At 67.4% G+C, this 16,396-nt stretch carries 14 protein-coding genes; 6 read left to right on the top strand and 8 right to left on the bottom strand.

Annotated features, from left to right (window positions below; translation table 11 throughout):
- Positions 1–14: 14 nt before the first annotated feature.
- Positions 15–866 carry a chorismate mutase gene (locus tag PV781_RS15430; protein WP_274776526.1) on the bottom strand — a complete coding sequence of 284 codons (852 nt, stop codon included), beginning with the start codon at positions 864–866 and terminating at the stop codon, positions 15–17.
- Positions 867–1,110: 244 nt separating this feature from the next.
- Between PV781_RS15430 and PV781_RS15425 the strand changes: the two genes are divergently transcribed.
- Both PV781_RS15425 and PV781_RS15420 read left to right on the top strand, forming a co-directional pair.
- A complete protein-coding gene (locus PV781_RS15425; protein WP_274776525.1) occupies positions 1,111–2,751 on the top strand; it encodes a glucosamine inositolphosphorylceramide transferase family protein in 1,641 nt (546 codons plus the stop codon).
- 18 nt (positions 2,752–2,769) lie between these two features.
- Positions 2,770–3,798 carry a GNAT family N-acetyltransferase gene (locus tag PV781_RS15420; RefSeq protein WP_274776524.1) on the top strand — a complete coding sequence of 343 codons (1,029 nt, stop codon included), beginning with the start codon at positions 2,770–2,772 and terminating at the stop codon, positions 3,796–3,798.
- 21 nt (positions 3,799–3,819) lie between these two features.
- On the opposite strand, the gene PV781_RS15415 is transcribed toward PV781_RS15420, so the two are convergent.
- From PV781_RS15415 to PV781_RS15405, 3 genes are read right to left on the bottom strand one after another with little or no spacing between them, the layout of a single operon-like run.
- On the bottom strand, positions 3,820–4,779 hold the full coding sequence (locus PV781_RS15415; RefSeq protein ID WP_274776523.1) for a glycosyltransferase: 960 nt from the start codon (positions 4,777–4,779) through the stop codon (positions 3,820–3,822).
- A complete protein-coding gene (locus PV781_RS15410; RefSeq protein WP_274776522.1) occupies positions 4,772–5,743 on the bottom strand; it encodes a glycosyltransferase in 972 nt (323 codons plus the stop codon). Before PV781_RS15410 ends, PV781_RS15415 begins: the two co-directional genes overlap by 8 nt.
- Positions 5,744–5,779: 36 nt before the next feature.
- Positions 5,780–7,324: a glycosyltransferase family protein gene (locus tag PV781_RS15405; RefSeq protein ID WP_274776521.1), complete on the bottom strand. Its 1,545-nt coding sequence runs from the start codon at positions 7,322–7,324 to the stop codon at positions 5,780–5,782.
- A 289-nt stretch (positions 7,325–7,613) separates the two neighbouring features.
- Between PV781_RS15405 and PV781_RS15400 the strand changes: the two genes are divergently transcribed.
- Both PV781_RS15400 and PV781_RS15395 read left to right on the top strand, forming a co-directional pair.
- Positions 7,614–8,348, top strand: a complete 735-nt coding sequence (locus PV781_RS15400; protein ID WP_274776520.1) for a hypothetical protein — start codon at positions 7,614–7,616, stop codon at positions 8,346–8,348.
- A 6-nt stretch (positions 8,349–8,354) separates the two neighbouring features.
- Positions 8,355–9,821 (top strand): hypothetical protein, encoded by a 1,467-nt coding sequence (locus tag PV781_RS15395; RefSeq protein WP_274776519.1) that lies wholly within the window; start codon positions 8,355–8,357, stop codon positions 9,819–9,821.
- A 19-nt stretch (positions 9,822–9,840) separates the two neighbouring features.
- Here PV781_RS15395 and PV781_RS15390 read toward each other — a convergent pair whose 3' ends face one another.
- The 4 genes from PV781_RS15390 to PV781_RS15375 are packed head-to-tail and all read right to left on the bottom strand — an operon-like array spanning position 9,841 to position 13,367.
- Positions 9,841–10,527 carry a P-loop NTPase family protein gene (locus PV781_RS15390; protein WP_274776518.1) on the bottom strand — a complete coding sequence of 229 codons (687 nt, stop codon included), beginning with the start codon at positions 10,525–10,527 and terminating at the stop codon, positions 9,841–9,843.
- Between the two features lie 25 nt (positions 10,528–10,552).
- Positions 10,553–12,724 (bottom strand): SLBB domain-containing protein, encoded by a 2,172-nt coding sequence (locus PV781_RS15385; protein WP_274776706.1) that lies wholly within the window; start codon positions 12,722–12,724, stop codon positions 10,553–10,555.
- Between the two features lie 2 nt (positions 12,725–12,726).
- A complete protein-coding gene (locus PV781_RS15380) occupies positions 12,727–13,089 on the bottom strand; it encodes a hypothetical protein (protein WP_274776517.1) in 363 nt (120 codons plus the stop codon).
- Positions 13,086–13,367, bottom strand: coding sequence for an STAS domain-containing protein (locus PV781_RS15375; protein WP_274776516.1), 282 nt, complete (start codon positions 13,365–13,367; stop codon positions 13,086–13,088). The genes PV781_RS15380 and PV781_RS15375 overlap by 4 nt, the downstream gene beginning before the upstream one ends.
- 157 nt (positions 13,368–13,524) lie before the next feature.
- Here PV781_RS15375 and PV781_RS15370 point away from each other — a divergent pair, with 157 nt between their 5' ends.
- The gene (locus PV781_RS15370; protein ID WP_274776515.1) at positions 13,525–14,580 is read left to right on the top strand and encodes a glycosyltransferase; all 1,056 of its coding nucleotides are present in this window, start codon (positions 13,525–13,527) and stop codon (positions 14,578–14,580) included.
- Entirely contained in the window at positions 14,577–16,394 is a 1,818-nt protein-coding gene (locus PV781_RS15365; protein ID WP_274776514.1) for a sugar transferase, read from the top strand. Before PV781_RS15370 ends, PV781_RS15365 begins: the two co-directional genes overlap by 4 nt.
- Positions 16,395–16,396 lie beyond the last annotated feature (2 nt).

Here is a 16,396-nt window from a genome sequence, read left to right as displayed (position 1 = left end):
GAAACACTCCGGAATCACGGGCGGGCGGACGTGTCCGCGCAATGTCGGTAGGGGACGGCGTGGCTGCCGGCGAGCACCGCCCCGCGCACTCCGGCCCCCGCCTCCGTGAGGGCGGACAACGCCCGGTCGCGCGTACCGGCCGGCACGCTGATCAACAAGGCGGCGCCCGACAGAGAGCCGTCGGAAGCGGCCACCACCTCGGCCGTCGCGGACACTGCGCCGGCGGCCTTTGGGCTCCATTCGGACACCCGCACGCTCCACACCTCCACTTCGGTGACGGCCGCGTCATTGATGGGGTGGGACACCACGAACACCGGCAGCGCCGCCGGATGGTCCGCCCGGTCCACGAAAGGCAGGCGGGCGATGATCTTGGGGGCGTTTTCCGGTTCGAGGGCTGTCCACCACGCTTCGCCGCCATACGGCGCCGCCGCCGGCAGCAGGCCGAGATCGCCCTTGGACGCCGCTACCGCTTCGATCACGCCGCGCGGGCCCATGTGGGGGACGAAGGGCGTGGTGAAGCCGAAGTGGAACCGCGCGCTGTCGCGCATCAGCGGCTCGCCCACGGAGAGGTCCGCGTGCACGGCATAGGGCGCCTGCACATAGGTGAAGGTGGAGATGATCACCCGCCAGATGCTCTCGACCGTGTCGAGCGGCAGGAGGCCGTGATGACGCTCCACCAGGCGCCGCATCATGGCGGCCTCGCGCGCGGGCCGGAAAGCCGAGCCCTCGGTCTGGTTGCGCTTGACGGCCACCAGGCGGTCAATGATCTCGCCGCGCTCCATGAGGAGGCGGTGCATCTGTTCGTCGATGCGATCGATCTCGGCGCGCAGGTCGGCGAGGGAGGGGATGGAAGAAGGTGATGTCATGGGGATCACGAAGCCGGATGGCTCCTGTAGACCCACAACGGCCCAAGATCAAAGCATTGTTGCGCTGGTGGCATTTGCGCGCAGGCGGACCCAGGGCGCCATGTCTTGACTTGCCGATGCCGCCATCGCCAATATCGATCACGAAAAATGCGGGCGGGGCAAATGCTTAACGTGTTCGCCACGAGGCTTGGCCGTCGGTTCGGCCCCCTGCTTCCTGCGCCGTTCTGGTCTTGATCGGTTGTCCATGAGCACGGCGCCCTTCACTCCCGCTGCCCGCTGGCGGATTGGTTTTCGCCTGGAGCACGGCGGCTGTCCGGAATGGGTGGCGCGCCTTCTGGGCGATGTCGTCGCCGACGGCCGGTTCGAGGTGACCTGGATCGGGCGGGAGAACAATCCGCCCCTTCTTTCTCACGTCGCCGGCTATGCCGCCTGGGATCGAGACCGGGTGGCGAGCTCACCGGATCCGCTGGGCCATGTGACGTTCGAGCGCTTGCTGCAGCGTTATCCGGCTTTGTCGGGCCGGGTGTCCGGGGGCGGCGACGGGCCTGCGGAGGGGCTCGACGTGGTCCTGGACTTCGGCAGCGGGGGGGCATCTCCTGCCGCGCGTCTGGGGACCTGGTCGTTCCGGCTCGGCGGAGCGCGGCTGAATGAGACCGGGGAATATGGCGTAACCGAGCTTTTGCGTGGCGCCACCTTTTGCCAGCTCGACCTGATCTCTGAACGGGGGGATGAGGGCACCCTCGTCCTCTCGCGGAGCTTCGGCCCTGTGAACGACGCCTCCCTCTGGCGCACCCGGGCGCCCACTCTCTGGAAGGCCCGCGCCATTGCCCTGCGCACCCTGTCAGACCTCGCGCGTCTGGGGGCCGACGCCTTCCTTGCCCGTGCGCTTGCCCGCCAGGGCCGGGATGTGCCGCCGCCGCCGGCTGCCGTTTCGGTCATGGGCGTGCGGTGCCTCCGGGCGAAGCTTCTGTTCCGCCGCCTGCTGGCGCCCTATCGCGTGGTGCGGGAGCAATGGCGTGTGGGGGTGCGCGTGCGCCCGCCCGCCGGCGCGCCGGACGCGCCGTGGGGCAGCGCGGCCTGGGCGCGGGGTTTCCGCTTCCTGGAGGCGCCTTTCGATCGCTTCTATGCCGATCCCTTCCTGTTCGTGCATGAGGGCCGGACATGGCTGTTCGTGGAGGACTGGGACTGGGGGGTGGGAAAGGCCATCATCAGCGCCGCGCCACTGGCGGAGGACGGCACGCTCGGTGCCATGGTGCCGGTTCTGGAGCGGCCCTACCACTTGTCGAATCCACTGGTTTTCGCCGACGGCGGGGAAATTTATCTGATTCCGGAGACCATGGCGGCGCGGCAGGTGGAGGTCTATCGCTGCCTTGAATTTCCGGGGCGATGGGAGCTGGCCTGCACGCCATTGACCGGTCTCGACATTGCCGACGCCTGCGTTCTGCGCACATCGGCCGGCTGGCTGATGCTGGCGTCCGTCGCCTATGAGGGCGGCCTTGGCTGGGACGAGCTGCATGTCTTCCGCGCCGATGCCTTGTGCGGTCCCTGGACGCCGGACCCTGACAATCCCGTGGTCTCCGATGTGCGCACCGCGCGACCGGGCGGGCGGATGTGGGAGAAGGACGGCCGCCTGTTCCGGCTGGCGCAGGATTCCGCCGGCCGCTACGGCTCAGGGCTCGGCCTGTTCGAAGTGACACGCGACGCCGAGGGGGCCTATCGGCAGGAGCCGGTGGCTGTGCTCGACAGCTTCGACTTCGCCATGAACGGCGTCCACGCTTATGATTCCGCCGGCCGCTTCGAGGTGGTGGACGGGCGGCATTACCAACTGGCCCTCGGGCGCCTGCGAGCCAATTGGCCGCTGCCGCGCTGGTTCGGCCGGCGGTGAGAGCTGCGGGAGGCGGAGATGGCTGAAGAAGGTACCGCACCGCGCTGGGTCCCCCGGCTCGCCACACGGGCCGATTTGCCCGCTATCCATGACCTCTACCGGACAGTCTGGGGCGTGGGACGGAGCGTGGAGCACCTGGCGTGGAAGCTCTTCGACGCCCCGTTCGATCCCATCCCGCCCATGCTGGCCATGGATGGAGAGCGGTGCGCGGGCGTCTATGCGGTTATCTCCACGCCCTTGATCCTGGACGGGGCAAAGGTCATGGGCGCCCAGTCCGTCGACACCATGACCCACCCGGACTACCGCCGGCAGAACATGTCGGTGACGCTCGCGCGCTTCTGCTATGCCGAGGCCGAGCGGCGCGGTTTCACGCTGGTGTATGGGGTTCCCAACGAGAACTCGTACCCCATGTTCATGAAGAAGCTGGATTGGCGCCATATCGATGACGTGGTGCGCCATGTGCGACCGCTCTGTGTGCCAAAACGCGTGCCGCGCCTGCTGGCGGGGCCGCTGGATCTGGCGCTGGGGCTTCACGCCGGGGCAGCGGCTTTGCTCGGACCTCGGGCGCGGGTCGTGCCGGTGAGACCAGAAACGCATGTCGTGCTGCCGGACATCCCTCCGCCGCGGGCGCGCTGCGTGGTGGACAAGTCGGCGCAGTGGTTTGCGTGGCGCTATGGCGCGGAGCCGGGTGGCCATTACGAGATGCTCACGCTCGGGGCGCCGGACCGGCCGGATGCCCTCGTCATCTTCGATCAGGTCGCGGGGGAGGGGGATGCCCCGTCGCTCCTGCGCATTTCCGAGTGGATGGCAACCAGTTCCCGTGCTCAGACCGCCGCGCTGAAGGCGGTGGTGGCGCTCGCATCGCGGCGCGGATGCAGTTCGGTCTTCCTGTTCACCAATGATCCGCAGGCCGGCGCCCTTCTGAGGCGGAACCTCTTCTTCCGCCGGGAGACCATGCCCCTGTGCCTCGGCGGGCTCGGTGCCTTCAAGGCGCGCGAGCCGGACCGCGCCGGAGCGTTGGTGGTGCTGGGCGGCGACAAGGACTGACGGGCGCTCGCCCCTCAGGGCTCATTTCAGCTTGAGCAGGCGGGCCGCGTCATAGGCCGCTTCCCGCGCGAGACGCCGCGAGGGGGCCTTGGCGAGCGCAACCAGATGCTCGCGCAGAGCCCCGAGCCAGTCGCCCCGGCTGCGGGCAAGCTCGGCCCGCGCATCATGCAGGCGGGCCAGCGCCACCCCCCGCCAGGGCTGGGGAACGGTTGAGGGATCCGGCACACGGGCGCGGAACACCCGCTCCACAGTATCCACCAGCACCTCCATGTTCCGGCTGGTGGAGCCGGGCCGCACCAGATAGCGCGTGGAGCGGCGGGTGGAGCACCACACCGCGCCCGCCTGGGCCAGCTTGAGCCAGAGGTCCCAGTCCTCGCTGATGCGCAGATCCGCGTTGAATCCGCCGACCGCCTCCAGCGCGCGCCGACGGGTGATGACGGAGGAAGTGCCGCACACCATTTCCGCCAGCAGCATGGCGAAGGCGCTCGGCCCCAGCGGCAGCAGGCCCGAGCGGCCGCCGATGAAGGCGCGGAACAGGGGCCAATAATCGAACTGATAGCCCACCAGCTTGCCGTCCGGATCCACCGACATGACGTCGGCGAAGGTGAGCGAGATGGCGGGGTCCCGCTCCATCAGCTGGAGACGCTCCGCAAGGGCCCCTGGCAGGTATTGGTCGTCGGCATCCAGGAAGGCGATGATCTCGGCCGTGGCGGCGGCGATGCCGGCATTGCGCGCCGCTGCGACGCCAGCCGGCTGGTGGACCAGGGCGACGAGCCGTGAATCGCGGGCCGCCTCGGCCGCAAGCCAGGGGCCTGTGCCGTCGGTGGAGCCGTCGTCCACCACCACGATCTCGATCTCGCCCGGCCCGATGGCGGATCCGTCCTCCTGGGCGCGGATGCTGGCAATGGCTTCCGGAAGGTAGGCCAGGCAATCCCGGGTCGGGATGATGACGCTGAGGCGGGGGCGGCTGTCCTCAGCCATAGGTCTGCGCCACCTTGTCGATGATGCGCTGGATCAGCTCGGCCTCCCCGCCCAGGCTCGCGGCGAGGCGTCGGCCGGCGCGGGCGGTCCGCACCCGCAGCAGATCGTCCCGCCAGGCGCGGTCGATCATGGCGGCCAGCGCGTCGGGGTCCTCCGGCGGGACGCACAGCGCTTCTTCCTTGAAGATGTCGGACATGCCCGGCCCTTCCGAGCCGATTACGCACTTGCCGACTGCCATGGCGTTGAGTGCCGTGCTGATGCCGGAGGCGACGATGCTGGTCTTCAGCACCGGGATCACCACCAGCTTGGCACCTGCCAGCATGCGCAGCTGGGCTTGAGCGCTGCCGTCATCGGAAAGCTGGACCACATTCGGTGGCAGTTGCTCCAGCGTGCGGGAGAATCGCGCGCCATGGCCGACGAGGTCGGATGGTTTCACAGCCGCGATGGCGCCGGGATAGGGCAGGCGCTCCATGGCGGCGAAGAAGGTGTCGAAGTCGCGCAGCGAGCGGCCAAAGCAGAGCACATAGTCTTCGTGCTTTTCCACCGCGGCGACTGCCGCCGGGTCGAGATTCACCTTGAAGGGGACATAGGCGCAGCGCTCGGCGGGAATGCTATAGGCCTCGCTGAGCCCTGTCGTGTCCTTGAACAGGTTGAGATAGAGGTCCGCCCGTGAGAGCAGGACGCGCTTGGCGGCGAAGACCAGCTTGGCCTTCAGTCCTGGGCCGGGTCGCCGCAGCACCAGGTCGGAGGCGATGAGGGGGCGGCGATAGCCCGGTAATGTCATGCGGGCAAGCGCCAGCTTCATGGTGAGGTCTGGATCGCAATTGACCAGGAACACCGCGTCCTTGGCCTCGCCCTCTTCCTTGAAGTCTTGCACCTCGCGGGCAATCACGGTGCGGCCCTCCACGCCGTTGGCGGCCCGCCAGCGGAGGGGCATCTCCTTGTAGTTGGTGACGATCAGCATGGGCGGCCGCACCCTTTGCGGTTCATTTGGCGCGGTTCATTTGGCGCCGCCTTTCGGAACCTCAAGCCAGTCGGGCAGAGACGCCTTCAAAGCGGAGGCGGCGCCCGGTGTGCAGGTGCCTGGCCGGCGCCAGAGGCAGGCGGGGCCGCGGGTGCCGTTGGCGAAGCACTCCACCAGGGTGTAGCCCTGGTCCGAGAAGGTTTGAAGTGTCTCGCCCGGGCTCTCACGGGTGGCGAGGATGTAGTTGAAGGCCGCGTTCTGCTGCCGGCTCGCAGGATCCTCCGCATCGGTCCCATAGAGCGGAACGCGGCGATCCAGGAAGACATAGCCGCCACTCAGCCACCAGGCGCTTGCCGGTGCGATGGCAAGGCCACAGGCATTGGGGTCCGCGTTCACCGCGCGTGTCGCCAGGATGGTGCCCCGGCCGAGCACGAAGTGGGACGAGAAGTAGCCGAACGCACCCAGCAGGCCCGAAGTGACCAGGATGAAGAGCACGCCATAGGTGGCCAGGAGGCCGGTGCGCACCTTTCCGCCCCACAGCCGCAAGGTCAGTTCCGCCCCGCCGATGCCGCACAGGACAAGCACGAGGGGAATGCCCGGATACATGTAGCGCGGGAACTTCATGGCCACGAGTTCCAGCACCAGCACATTGGCCACCGCGATAACCAGGAGCAGCGGCAGGCGGCGCATGCCGACCAGCGCGGTCACGACCATCAAGGCGAAGGCCCCGGAATAATAGGCCAGGATCCAGGCGGGATAAGAATACCAGGGAATGTAGCCGAACTTGCCCGAGCCGGTCTCGCCGATGCTGGAGCCCTGGTACTTCACATATTGGAGGATGGAATTGAACGGCACCCCCCAGGTCGCCCAATCCAGCACGCCCAGCATCGCCATGGAGGCTATTCCGCCCAGCGCCAGGGCCACATAGCTGCGGATGTGGAGGCGAGCAACGCCGATGGCGGCCACGGCCGCCATGGGGCCGAGCTGCATGCGGAAGGCTACGGCGAGGCCCAGGAAAACGCCGGCCCAGAGAAGGCGGCGGAAATCGCGCTCCGGGCCGTTGGGATAGGCCAGGTACACGCCCGGGATGAGGAAGAAGGTGCCGAACGTATCCTGAAGCGGATGGCCGGAATAATAGATGGTCTCGAACCAGAAGGCCCCCAGCGCGCCGCAGAACACTGCGCCCAGCGTGCCCACGAAGCGCCACCCCCACAGGAAACTCGGGACGACCATCAGCAGCGAGAACAGCGAGCACACCATCGCGGCCGCCAGCACCTGCGCCTGGGGACCGCCGCCGATCAGTTCCGCCACCTTCATCGCGGGGGCGATGAGGCCGGGAACCAGCCAGGAGCGGGCGCCCACCGCGAATTCCCAAGGCACCAGGCCTTGCCCGTAGAGCAGGCGGTGCGCCTGCTCCAGGTATTGCATGGTGACGTCGGCATAGGAGGTGTTGGGCCAGAGGGCGAAGACGAGAACCTTTACGGCGAAGGAACTCACCAGGAACGCCGCCAGCACCCACATCATCGAGGCCGGCAACGGGCGCCCCGCGCCGGTCCAACGTTCCGCTTCACCCGTCGCCATGCCCATCCCCAGTCCGCAGCCTCTGGCATGACCTGGCGCTGGGGCAGATTTCTGCCCGTGCCGGTTCGCGCCGCCGCCCCAAAGAAGAGCCGGAAGCGCGCCCACGAAGCCGCCGTACCGGCCCCGCCTCGTGGCTCGCCGGCCCTCGGCCCCAGGTCTAAAGCGGGTTCGCCGCGAGGTGAAGCGGAAGGATGTGAATTTGTCGGGCCGCGTCCCTGGACCACGCTATGAAGCGCCCGGGGCGCAATTTTTTCCCGCTGGCATTATGCTCGCCGCCATGATTCGCGCGATGCCGAACCCGCCGCGCCGAAGCCGGCGGACCTCCATCCGAAGCCGGGCCCATGGGGTGGTTCTGGCTGCCCTGTGCAGCCTTCTGCTCACCGGCTGCGCGACCAATCCCGATCCTGTTGCCCTTATCCCGTCCACCATCCAGGCCTCTGTGGTCACCGAGGACCGGATGGCGGGACCCAATGGCGGGAGCGGCGCCGTGTCGGTGGACGAGATGCTCGCCGCCGCCCGGAACGCCGCGTCGTCAGAAGTGGGTGCGCCCGCCGCCGCACCTGCGGCCATGGGGCCGCCGGGAACTGTTGCAGGCTCAACACCCGCTCCCGGGGGCGGCGAAGCGGGCCGCTCCAGCCAGCAGGCAGCGGCTGCCATGGTCGCCGGTTTGCCCAAGGGGCCGCAGGGCGATGCGGGGCCTGTGTCCACGGGCTCCGTGACAACGCCTGGCGCCTCCGGAAAGAGATTCGAGGTGGGCTTTGAGGGCGGAGACGATCAGCCTTCGGCCGCCCAGGCCGCCGCACTGTCCAAGGCGCTGAAGGCGGCACGGCTCCCTGCTAAGACGGGAGTAACCCTAATCGCCGGGCCCGGCGGCGGCGCAACGCCTTTTGATCAGGCCCTTCTGGCGAACAAGCGGGCCCGTGCGGTAAAGTCGCTGTTGCCGGCAGACTGGTCGAGCACCCAGGTTTATGACCCCGCCGGCGAACCGGACACGGTAAGCATCGTCGTCGGTGCGAGGAATTAAGACGGAATGTTGGACAATACGGCTGATACCATTGCCTACATCGTCCAGGTGGCATGGCGCCGGCGGTTCCTGGCCTTCATTCCGATTCTGCTCCTGCCGCCGCTGGCCATCATTGCCGCGAGCGTGGCCCCACAGCGCTACGAGGCGCGCATGACCCTGCTGGTGCAGGAAAATGCCAAGCTCAATCCGATCCTGAACGACATCGCCGTGAGCCCCAATCTCAAGGAGCGCATGTCGGCCCTGATCGCGCTTGCCCACTCCGAAGTGGTGCTGGGCCGTGTGCTGGAGGACCTGGGGCGGATCGGCCCCAAGACCGACCCGAAGGAGCGGGACAATATGGTCCGCGCCCTCTCAGGCTCGGTGAACATCCAGCTCTTGGGTACTGACATCATCGAGATGCGTTACCGTGCGCTCGATCCCACATCTCCTTCGGCTGTGCTGCAAGCTCTGTCCCGCCGCTTCATCGAGCGTCTGGTGTCGCCCGAGCGCACAGCCGTGGAGGACAGCGAGCGGTTCCTGAAGGAGCAGATGGACCTGCGCAAGAAGGCGCTGGACCAGGCGGAAAAGGCCTTTTCCGACTTCAAGACCGCCAATGCCGACAAGCTGCCGGCCATCTACAATTCCACCGTCGGGCGCCTCGCCACGCTGCAGCAGCAGATCGAGGCCAAGGAGATGGACCTCGGCAGCGCCGACGCCACGGCCCAGGATTTCCGCAAGCGCCTCGCCACCACCAATCCTCTGGTCGGTCGCATTGAGGAAGCCATCGTCCAGGTGTCCGCGGAGCTGGCCTCGCTCCGCGCGCGCTATACGGACCAGCATTCGGAAGTGCAGGCGGCCATGCGCAAGCTGACGCGGCTGGAGGAGGAGCGCCAGCATCTGCTCGCCTCGGCGCGGGACATCGAGTCCAGCGACCTGGACCGGCTCTGGAACATGGCGGCGGGCGTGACCCAGAACCAGGACGGCACCGAGCCCAAGAATGCGCCCCTCCTGGTCTCCCAGCTCCAGCGCCTCCAGGAGGTGCAGGCCCGGCGCGTGGCGCTGCAGAAGGAAGTGGAGCAGATGAAGGAGCAGGCAGTCCTGCTCCAGCGGGACATTGCCGCCTTCGGCCCCATCGAGCAGCAACAGCAGACCCTGGAGCGGGCGGTCAATTCCGCGCGTGACAACTATGAATCCCTGGCGAAGCGCTATGAGATGGCGCGCGTGACCGGGGCGCTCGGCCAATTCGAGGCGCCGGAGCGCGTCAAGGTCCTGGAGCCGCCGAGCAATCCGGCGCCCAAGGTCACACCCGGCTATGTGCTCTACTTGCTGGCCGGTATCATCGCGGGCTTCGCGCTGGGCGGTGCGTTGGCAGGGGCGGCAGAGCTGCTGGACAACCGCTTGCGCCGGCCCTCTGACTTTTCGCGCCTGTTCGGCGTTCCCGTGATCGCCCGCATTCCCCGCATCCAGCAGGTGGGCCGGCCGGTCATGCAATAAGCGGGCGCCGGGCGATCTGTCAGGGCTTGGTGTTCAGGATCTTGGTGCGTTCCACGAAGTCGATGAATTTGTGGACGAGTCCCGGGGCAAATCGCGAGAAGTGATTGGCCCCCGAGATCAGTTCTTCGCCGACCGTCTGGTTGAACCGGTCATTCACCACCACGCCCTGAAGCGGAGCACCCGCCTGGCGCAGCAGGTTGGCGGCGCGGGTGATGGCGGGGCGCGTGTCCTGCCCGGCAAGGCAGACCACGATGACGCTCTCGCAGGCGGCGGCCACCGTGGTGACGGGCACCGCCACACGCTCGCGTGGATCCACCGCCGCCAGATCCACCACGATCATGTCATAGGTGGCAAGCAGCCGATCAAACATGGCGCGCATCGCCCCGGCATTGCGGAACGAGAAGCTCTGCTCGGGGGTCGGCGCGGCAATCAGGCTGTCGAAGCCGCGAAGATCGGCCGTGGTATAGCTTTCGATGGCCTCGTCCGTGGGAATCCATTGCGTCGCCTGAGCGGGTACGGCCGCGGTGGGATCGGCAAGCCCCACCAGCAAGGCCCGGTTCTGGCGCTGGCACCGCTCCGCGAGGGCGCCGGCCAGCACGCTGACGCCGCTGCCGCTGCGCACGCTGGTAATGCCCACCACTCGCGAGCCTTGCCCGAAGGTCGCGAGATAGACCGATTCGACCTCTCGCAGGCCTCTACCCCACATGGTGTCCGTTTCCTTCTTCGGACGGTCAACCGCCAAAGGCCGCGATCAGAGCGACGACAGGTATGATGTTCTGCAGAGCGTCGACGAAGATCTTCCATTCGCTCTGGTTGATGTTGGGTACATAGACCGTGTCGCCGGGGCGCACCACAGGCAGCTTTGTAATGTCACCGGTGCGGGCAAATTCGATCAGGTTGAAGACCCGTGCCTGCTCGCGGCAGCAGCCCAGATTCACCACCACGATCTTCTGAGCATAGGCGTCGTTGCTGGGCCCGCCGGCTTCGGCCAAGAGGTCGAGCAAGGTCATGTCGGCAATGAAACGGTAGCGACCCGGCTTGTTGACAGCCCCAAGCACGCGCACCGTGGTTTCCTTGGGATCCTCGAACCAGTCCTTGTTGGTCCGGTCGGGCACGAAGATCACGTCGCCGTTGCGGACCTTTGGCAGGAGGCGCTCGTCGCCAGTGGCGAAATACTGGGCCAGATTGACCTGGGTCACCTTGGAGCCCGGCAGGCCGCGATGGGAGACGCGGACATTGCGCAGGTCGGCCGTCGAGGTTGGGCCGTTCGCGGCGGTCAGGATGTCCAGGAACGTCATGCTCTTGTTGAAGGCATAGCGACCGGGCACCGCCACCTGGCCCATGATGTAGATGACGTCTTCCTTCGCCATCTGCACCCACTTGCCCTTGTTGTCGACCGGCGATTCCGGCAGCTCGGGCACCCGGATGACGTCGCCCGCCTGGATCTTCGGCAGGTCGTTGACATTGCCGCCATTGGACAGGAAGGCGCCCAGGTCGAAGATCATCGGCTTGCCATCGCCCCGCGCCCGCACGATCTGGATGTGGGCGATGTCGCCGCGCTGGTTGGGACCGCCGGCTTCGCCCAGCAGATCCATCAGGCTCATTTCCGACGACCATTCATAGCGCGAGGGCTTGTTGACGGCGCCGATCACCTCCACCGCCCGGGTGGGAGGAATCTTCAGCCAGGAGGGACGGTCCGCCGATTCGATCTTCTCCGGCACGTAGATGGCATCGCCGGGCATGATCTCCGGCAAGGGCTTCTTGTCGCCCTCGGTATAGGCTGACAGGTTGAACGGCACGACAGTGCCGTCCGCCTTCAGGATGCGCAGGCGCGTGGTCTCCGCATAGCGGGTCGGTCCGCCGGCATTGGCGATGATTTCCAGCAGCTTGGAATCCGGCGGGGCCTCCAGCGAGCCCGGGCGGTTCACTTCGCCGATCACATAGACGGTGCGCACGGAACGGCGGATCTCCTCCTCCTGGCGGGGGATGAAGATGGTGGCGCCGGGGCGCAGCGGCGGCATGAGCTTGGCGTCGCCCGTGTCCAGGAAGCGGCGCAGGTTGAACACGGCGGGCTCGCCGCCCTCGATGACGCGGATCTGGTCGATGGAGGCGTAGCGGGTGATGCCACCGGCGCGCATGATCATGTCGACCACGGTCAGGCCGTCCTTATAGGCGAAGGAGCCGGGACGGTTGACCTCTCCGAAGACCTTCACGGCCTGCGTGCTCTCGGCGGCATCGCCCTGCTCCGCCAGGGTCCTGCCGTCAAAATTGATCTGCACGTTGCCGGTGGCGGGCGAGGCGGGCACGAAAATCACGTCGAGGGGCTGGAGCTGGGGAATGTCCTTGGGATTTCCGGTGTCCAGGTACTTCTTGTAGTCGAAGACCGTGACCCGGTTGCCGCGCCGCACCTGCAGCTTGTCCAGCTGGGCGCCCTGCAGCAGCCCGCCAGCAGCCGTGATGGCTTCCTGCACGGTGGCGTTGGCAGGCAGGTCCACCTCGCCGGGCTTGCCCACATAGCCGAGCACCGTGATGTAGAGCCGGCGCTCCTTTAGGGTGACGGCCAGGCGGCCGATGTCGCGATAGGCCTTGGAGAGGGCGTTGCGGATCAGGGTCCCGGCTTCCGCCACGGTGCGGCCGGCCACTTCCACTTGCCCCACCTCGGGCAGGGTGACGCGGCCGCGCCGATCGATGGGCAGGTCGGTGTTGAGCGCCGCCTCGCCTGGCAAGGCGATGGCCAGGATGTCGCCCACGCGCAGACGTGCGTCGTCGTCCGCGGCGGGGGTTTGTGCAAGGGCCCCACTGGGCGCGGCGAGAAGGAGAACGAGCAGCGACCAGGCAAAGGCCAGAAGCCGCAGCGCGAGCCACGGCCGGGATGTGGTCAGGGGGAGGCGAGTCACCTGCATGGTCACGGGCCCTTCCCAGAGCCAGAGGATTCCGCCACCTGGCGTTCGACCTTGTTCAATTGCTGCTTCAGCTTGGCGATCTCGATTTCCGCATCCTCTGGAAATCCGCCGTCTGAAAGCCGGCGCACCTGGATCATCATCAATTCGGCGTCCTGGAAGGCCGCGGCGGCATAATAGCGGGCGTTGCGCTCGGCGAGCCGGAACAGACGCTGCTGGAGCGCATCGATGCGCGCATCGTTGGAGGGTCGCCGCTCCGCGAGCCCTCCCGTGCCTTCCGGCGGCCAGGGCGTGAAGGAGACGTTGGCGCAGCCCGATACGGCAAGGCCGACCAGGAGCAGGAGGAGCGTGGTGGCGCGCGAGATCATGCCTTGCGCCCGTTCTCGACGAGATCCGAAAGCCGCAGATGGGTGATGAGCTGGAGCGGCTGGCCACTTGCCCCGCGCAGGCGGAGCTTGCGGCCGGCGATGCGCAGGCGCTTGTAGAGAAAAACGATTCCCCCGATGCCAGACGAATCGATGAACTCCACGGCGGACAGATCCAGCGTCACGTCGTCCGCGCCGCCGCCCAGTTCCTCGAAGAGGGGCTTCAGGCGGGTCATGGCCGCGGCGTCCATGTCTTCCGTGATCTCCACCAGCCTTGCCATGACACTCCCCCGAACGGCGTCCCGGTGCGCCGTCGCCTGAGCGCTGCGACGCAGCGCTCTCGCTCTCGCAACAACAAATGATTTACCTTAATAGCTGGTAAAGATCGGCTGATTTGGCCGCGATCGGCAACCGGTGGAGACGGCCGTGGCGGGCGGAATGGTGCAAATCGTTCAACGCCTTAGCCCGGGAGGTATCGAGACGCTGGCGCTCGATCTGGCCGCTCGGCTGCCGGGGGAAAACCCGGTGCTCAGCCTGGACTGGAGCACCACCGAAATCCGTGCCCATTGGCCCGCGACCGCGGCCCATATGGTCGAGGGGCTTCAGAAGCCGGAGGGCCTGCAGCCGACCTTCGTCTTCAGCCTCGCGCGCCGCCTGCGGGAGCTGAAACCCCGCGCCGTCGTCACCCATCATATCGGCCCCCTGCTTTATGGCGGGCTGGCCGCCCGCTTCGCGGGCGTGCCGGTGGTCGCCTATGTGGAGCACGATGTCTGGCATTACGGCGCACCGCGCCGCCGCCAGCTGGCGCGGATGCTGTCCCGCCTGGTCCGGCCCCGGGTCGTCGCGGTGTCGGAGGGGGTGGCGCGGGTTGTGCGGGAGGTTATGCCCGCCTGCCGGGTGCTGGTCATCCGCAATGCGGTGGACACGGATCGCTTCCAACCGGCCGATCAGGATGCCGCCCGCGCCCGCCTCGGCCTGCCTCCGAGGGTCCCCCTGGTGGGGTCGGCGGGACGCATGGAAGAGGTGAAGGGTCATGATGTCCTGATCGCTGCCATGGCGGATCTTCCTGGCGCGCATCTGGCCCTGGTGGGTCACGGCAGCCGCGAGGAGGCCCTGAAGGCGCAGGCGGCGGCGCTTGGCCTTTCTGATCGCGTGACCTTCCTTGGTCATCGCGGTGACATGCCGGCCGTCTACCCCGCTTTCGACGTCATGTGCCTGCCTTCCCGCAATGAGGGCTTGCCGCTTTCGGTCCTGGAGGCGCAGGCCTGCGGGGTGCCGGTGGTGGCGAGCCGGGTGGGTTCGGTGGAGGAGGGCATCTGCCCGGACACGGGCGGCCTCGTTCCGCCCGGAGATGCAGGCGCGCTCGCCGGCGCGCTGCATGTCACCCTGGCCGCGCCGCGCCCGGCTGGTCTGCGGGCATTTGTTCTCGACCATTTTTCCTGGGACCGCATGGTTGCGGCCTATGCCGAGCTGACGGACCTCTCCCGCCCATGAGGCTGATCCTCGAAATCCTGTTCTGGGCCAGCGTGATCGGTGTGGTCTATCACCACGCCGCCTACCCGCTTCTGCTGCGGGCCCTGGCCCGCCGGCGCCCGCCGCCCAATGCCCCCGCTCCGTTGGCGGAAGCGAACCTGCCGCCCATCACGCTGGTAATCCCGGCCTACCAGGAAGCCCGCTTCATCGCGGGGAAACTGGAGGACTGCGCCCGCCTCGACTATCCCCGCCACCTCCTCACCGTCATCGTCGCCTGCGACGGCTGTACCGACGGGACGGAGGAGGCCGCCCGTGCCGCGCTCGCTTCCCCCGCCTGTGCCGGTCTGCACGCGGAGATCCGGGCGTTCGTTCTTAATCGCGGCAAGGTGGCGGTGCTGAACGACGTGATCGGCAGCCTTCCGCCTGGCATCGTCGCACTTTCCGATGTGTCCGCGCACCTCTCGCCCGATTCCCTGAAGCGGGCCGCAGCGCATTTTGCCGACCCCGGTATTGGGGTGGTCGCCGCCACCTATGCGCTGCGGCAAGCCGGGAGCGCCGGCGAAGCGCGCTATTGGGCCTACCAGACGGCGATCAAGGCGGACGAGGCCGCGCTGGCGGCGCCCATCGGGGTCCACGGCGCCTTCTATTTGTTTCGCCGCGAACTCTTCACCCCGCTTCCCGCCGATACGATCAATGACGATGTGATCCTGCCCATGCGCATGGTCGCCGCTGGGGCGCGCGCCATCTATGACCGCGGCATGGTGGCCTATGAGGAGGAGCGCACCGAGCGCGGCCAGGAATTCCGCCGCCGGGTGCGCATCGCCTCCGGCAATGTGCAGCAGGCCCTGCGCCTCGCGGCCCTCGCCGATCCCCGCCGCCCCGGCCTCGCCTTCGTCTTCCTCTCCGGCAAAGCTTTGCGGGCGCTGGCGCCGATCCTGTTGGCGGTTGCGTTTGCGACCAATCTCGTGCTCGCCTTCACAGGCCCTGCCCTGTATGTGCTCACCTTGGCCTGTCAGGTTGCCTTCTATGGGCTCGCGGCGGCCGCCATGGTGCGGCCCCAAGCGCTGCCGAGGCCGGCGCGGCTGGCGGCCTATTTCGTGGAAGGCCATGCGGCGGGGCTGGTCGGAGCGTTCCGCCAACTGACAGGGCGGGACAAGGGCCGCTGGGCGCGGGCCGGGGAGAGCAAGTTGGATCTGGACGGGGAAGACTTCACCCATCCCCTGGTGCGCGTGGGGAAGCGGGCCTTCGACATCGTCGTCGGCTCCATCGCCATGGTGGTGCTGATCATCGCCTTCGTGCCCGTGGCGCTCGCCATCAAGCTCACCTCCAAGGGGCCGATCTTCTATCGCCAGATCCGCGTTGGCCAGTCGACGCCCACCTGTACGCACCTCTTCTATCTCTACAAATTCCGGACCATGCGCGTGGACGCCGAGGCGGGCACCGGCGCGGTCTGGGCCTCTGCAAACGATCCACGGGTGACGCCCATCGGCCGTTTCATGCGCAAGACCCGCATCGATGAGTTGCCCCAGGCCATCAATGTGCTGAAGGGGGAGATGTCCATCGTCGGCCCGCGGCCGGAGCGGCCGGTCTTCTTCCAGAAGCTAGAGACAGAGATCCCCTTCTATGTGGAGCGCACCTTCGGCCTGAAGCCGGGCATTACCGGCCTTGCCCAGGTGAATCAGGGCTATGATGCCTCCATCGAGGATGTCCGCTCCAAGGTCTCCTACGACCACGCCTACGCCATGCGGTTGCTGGATCCCGTGGACTGGATCAAGACCGACCTCTGGATCATCCTGCGCACCTTCACCACAATGGTGCTTGGCAAGGGGCAATAGCC

Source organism: Aquabacter sediminis, from assembly GCF_028863665.1.
GTDB lineage: Bacteria > Pseudomonadota > Alphaproteobacteria > Rhizobiales > Xanthobacteraceae > L1I39.
This window is presented reverse-complemented; position numbering and strand designations above follow the sequence as displayed.

Excerpts from the sequence above, each read along its gene's own strand:
- PV781_RS15405 (WP_274776521.1), bottom strand. The coding sequence starts at position 7,324 with ATGGCGACGGGTGAAGCGGAACGTTGGACCGGCGCGGGGCGCCCGTTG.
- PV781_RS15410 (WP_274776522.1), bottom strand. The coding sequence starts at position 5,743 with ATGCTGATCGTCACCAACTACAAGGAGATGCCCCTCCGCTGGCGGGCC.
- PV781_RS15415 (WP_274776523.1), bottom strand. The coding sequence starts at position 4,779 with ATGGCTGAGGACAGCCGCCCCCGCCTCAGCGTCATCATCCCGACCCGG.
- PV781_RS15420 (WP_274776524.1), top strand. The coding sequence starts at position 2,770 with ATGGCTGAAGAAGGTACCGCACCGCGCTGGGTCCCCCGGCTCGCCACA.
- PV781_RS15400 (WP_274776520.1), top strand. The coding sequence starts at position 7,614 with ATGCCGAACCCGCCGCGCCGAAGCCGGCGGACCTCCATCCGAAGCCGG.
- PV781_RS15390 (WP_274776518.1), bottom strand. The coding sequence starts at position 10,527 with ATGTGGGGTAGAGGCCTGCGAGAGGTCGAATCGGTCTATCTCGCGACC.
- PV781_RS15430 (WP_274776526.1), bottom strand. The coding sequence starts at position 866 with ATGACATCACCTTCTTCCATCCCCTCCCTCGCCGACCTGCGCGCCGAG.
- PV781_RS15425 (WP_274776525.1), top strand. The coding sequence starts at position 1,111 with ATGAGCACGGCGCCCTTCACTCCCGCTGCCCGCTGGCGGATTGGTTTT.
- PV781_RS15385 (WP_274776706.1), bottom strand. The coding sequence starts at position 12,724 with ATGCAGGTGACTCGCCTCCCCCTGACCACATCCCGGCCGTGGCTCGCG.
- PV781_RS15395 (WP_274776519.1), top strand. The coding sequence starts at position 8,355 with ATGTTGGACAATACGGCTGATACCATTGCCTACATCGTCCAGGTGGCA.
- PV781_RS15375 (WP_274776516.1), bottom strand. The coding sequence starts at position 13,367 with ATGGCAAGGCTGGTGGAGATCACGGAAGACATGGACGCCGCGGCCATG.
- PV781_RS15370 (WP_274776515.1), top strand. The coding sequence starts at position 13,525 with ATGGTGCAAATCGTTCAACGCCTTAGCCCGGGAGGTATCGAGACGCTG.
- PV781_RS15380 (WP_274776517.1), bottom strand. The coding sequence starts at position 13,089 with ATGATCTCGCGCGCCACCACGCTCCTCCTGCTCCTGGTCGGCCTTGCC.
- PV781_RS15365 (WP_274776514.1), top strand. The coding sequence starts at position 14,577 with ATGAGGCTGATCCTCGAAATCCTGTTCTGGGCCAGCGTGATCGGTGTG.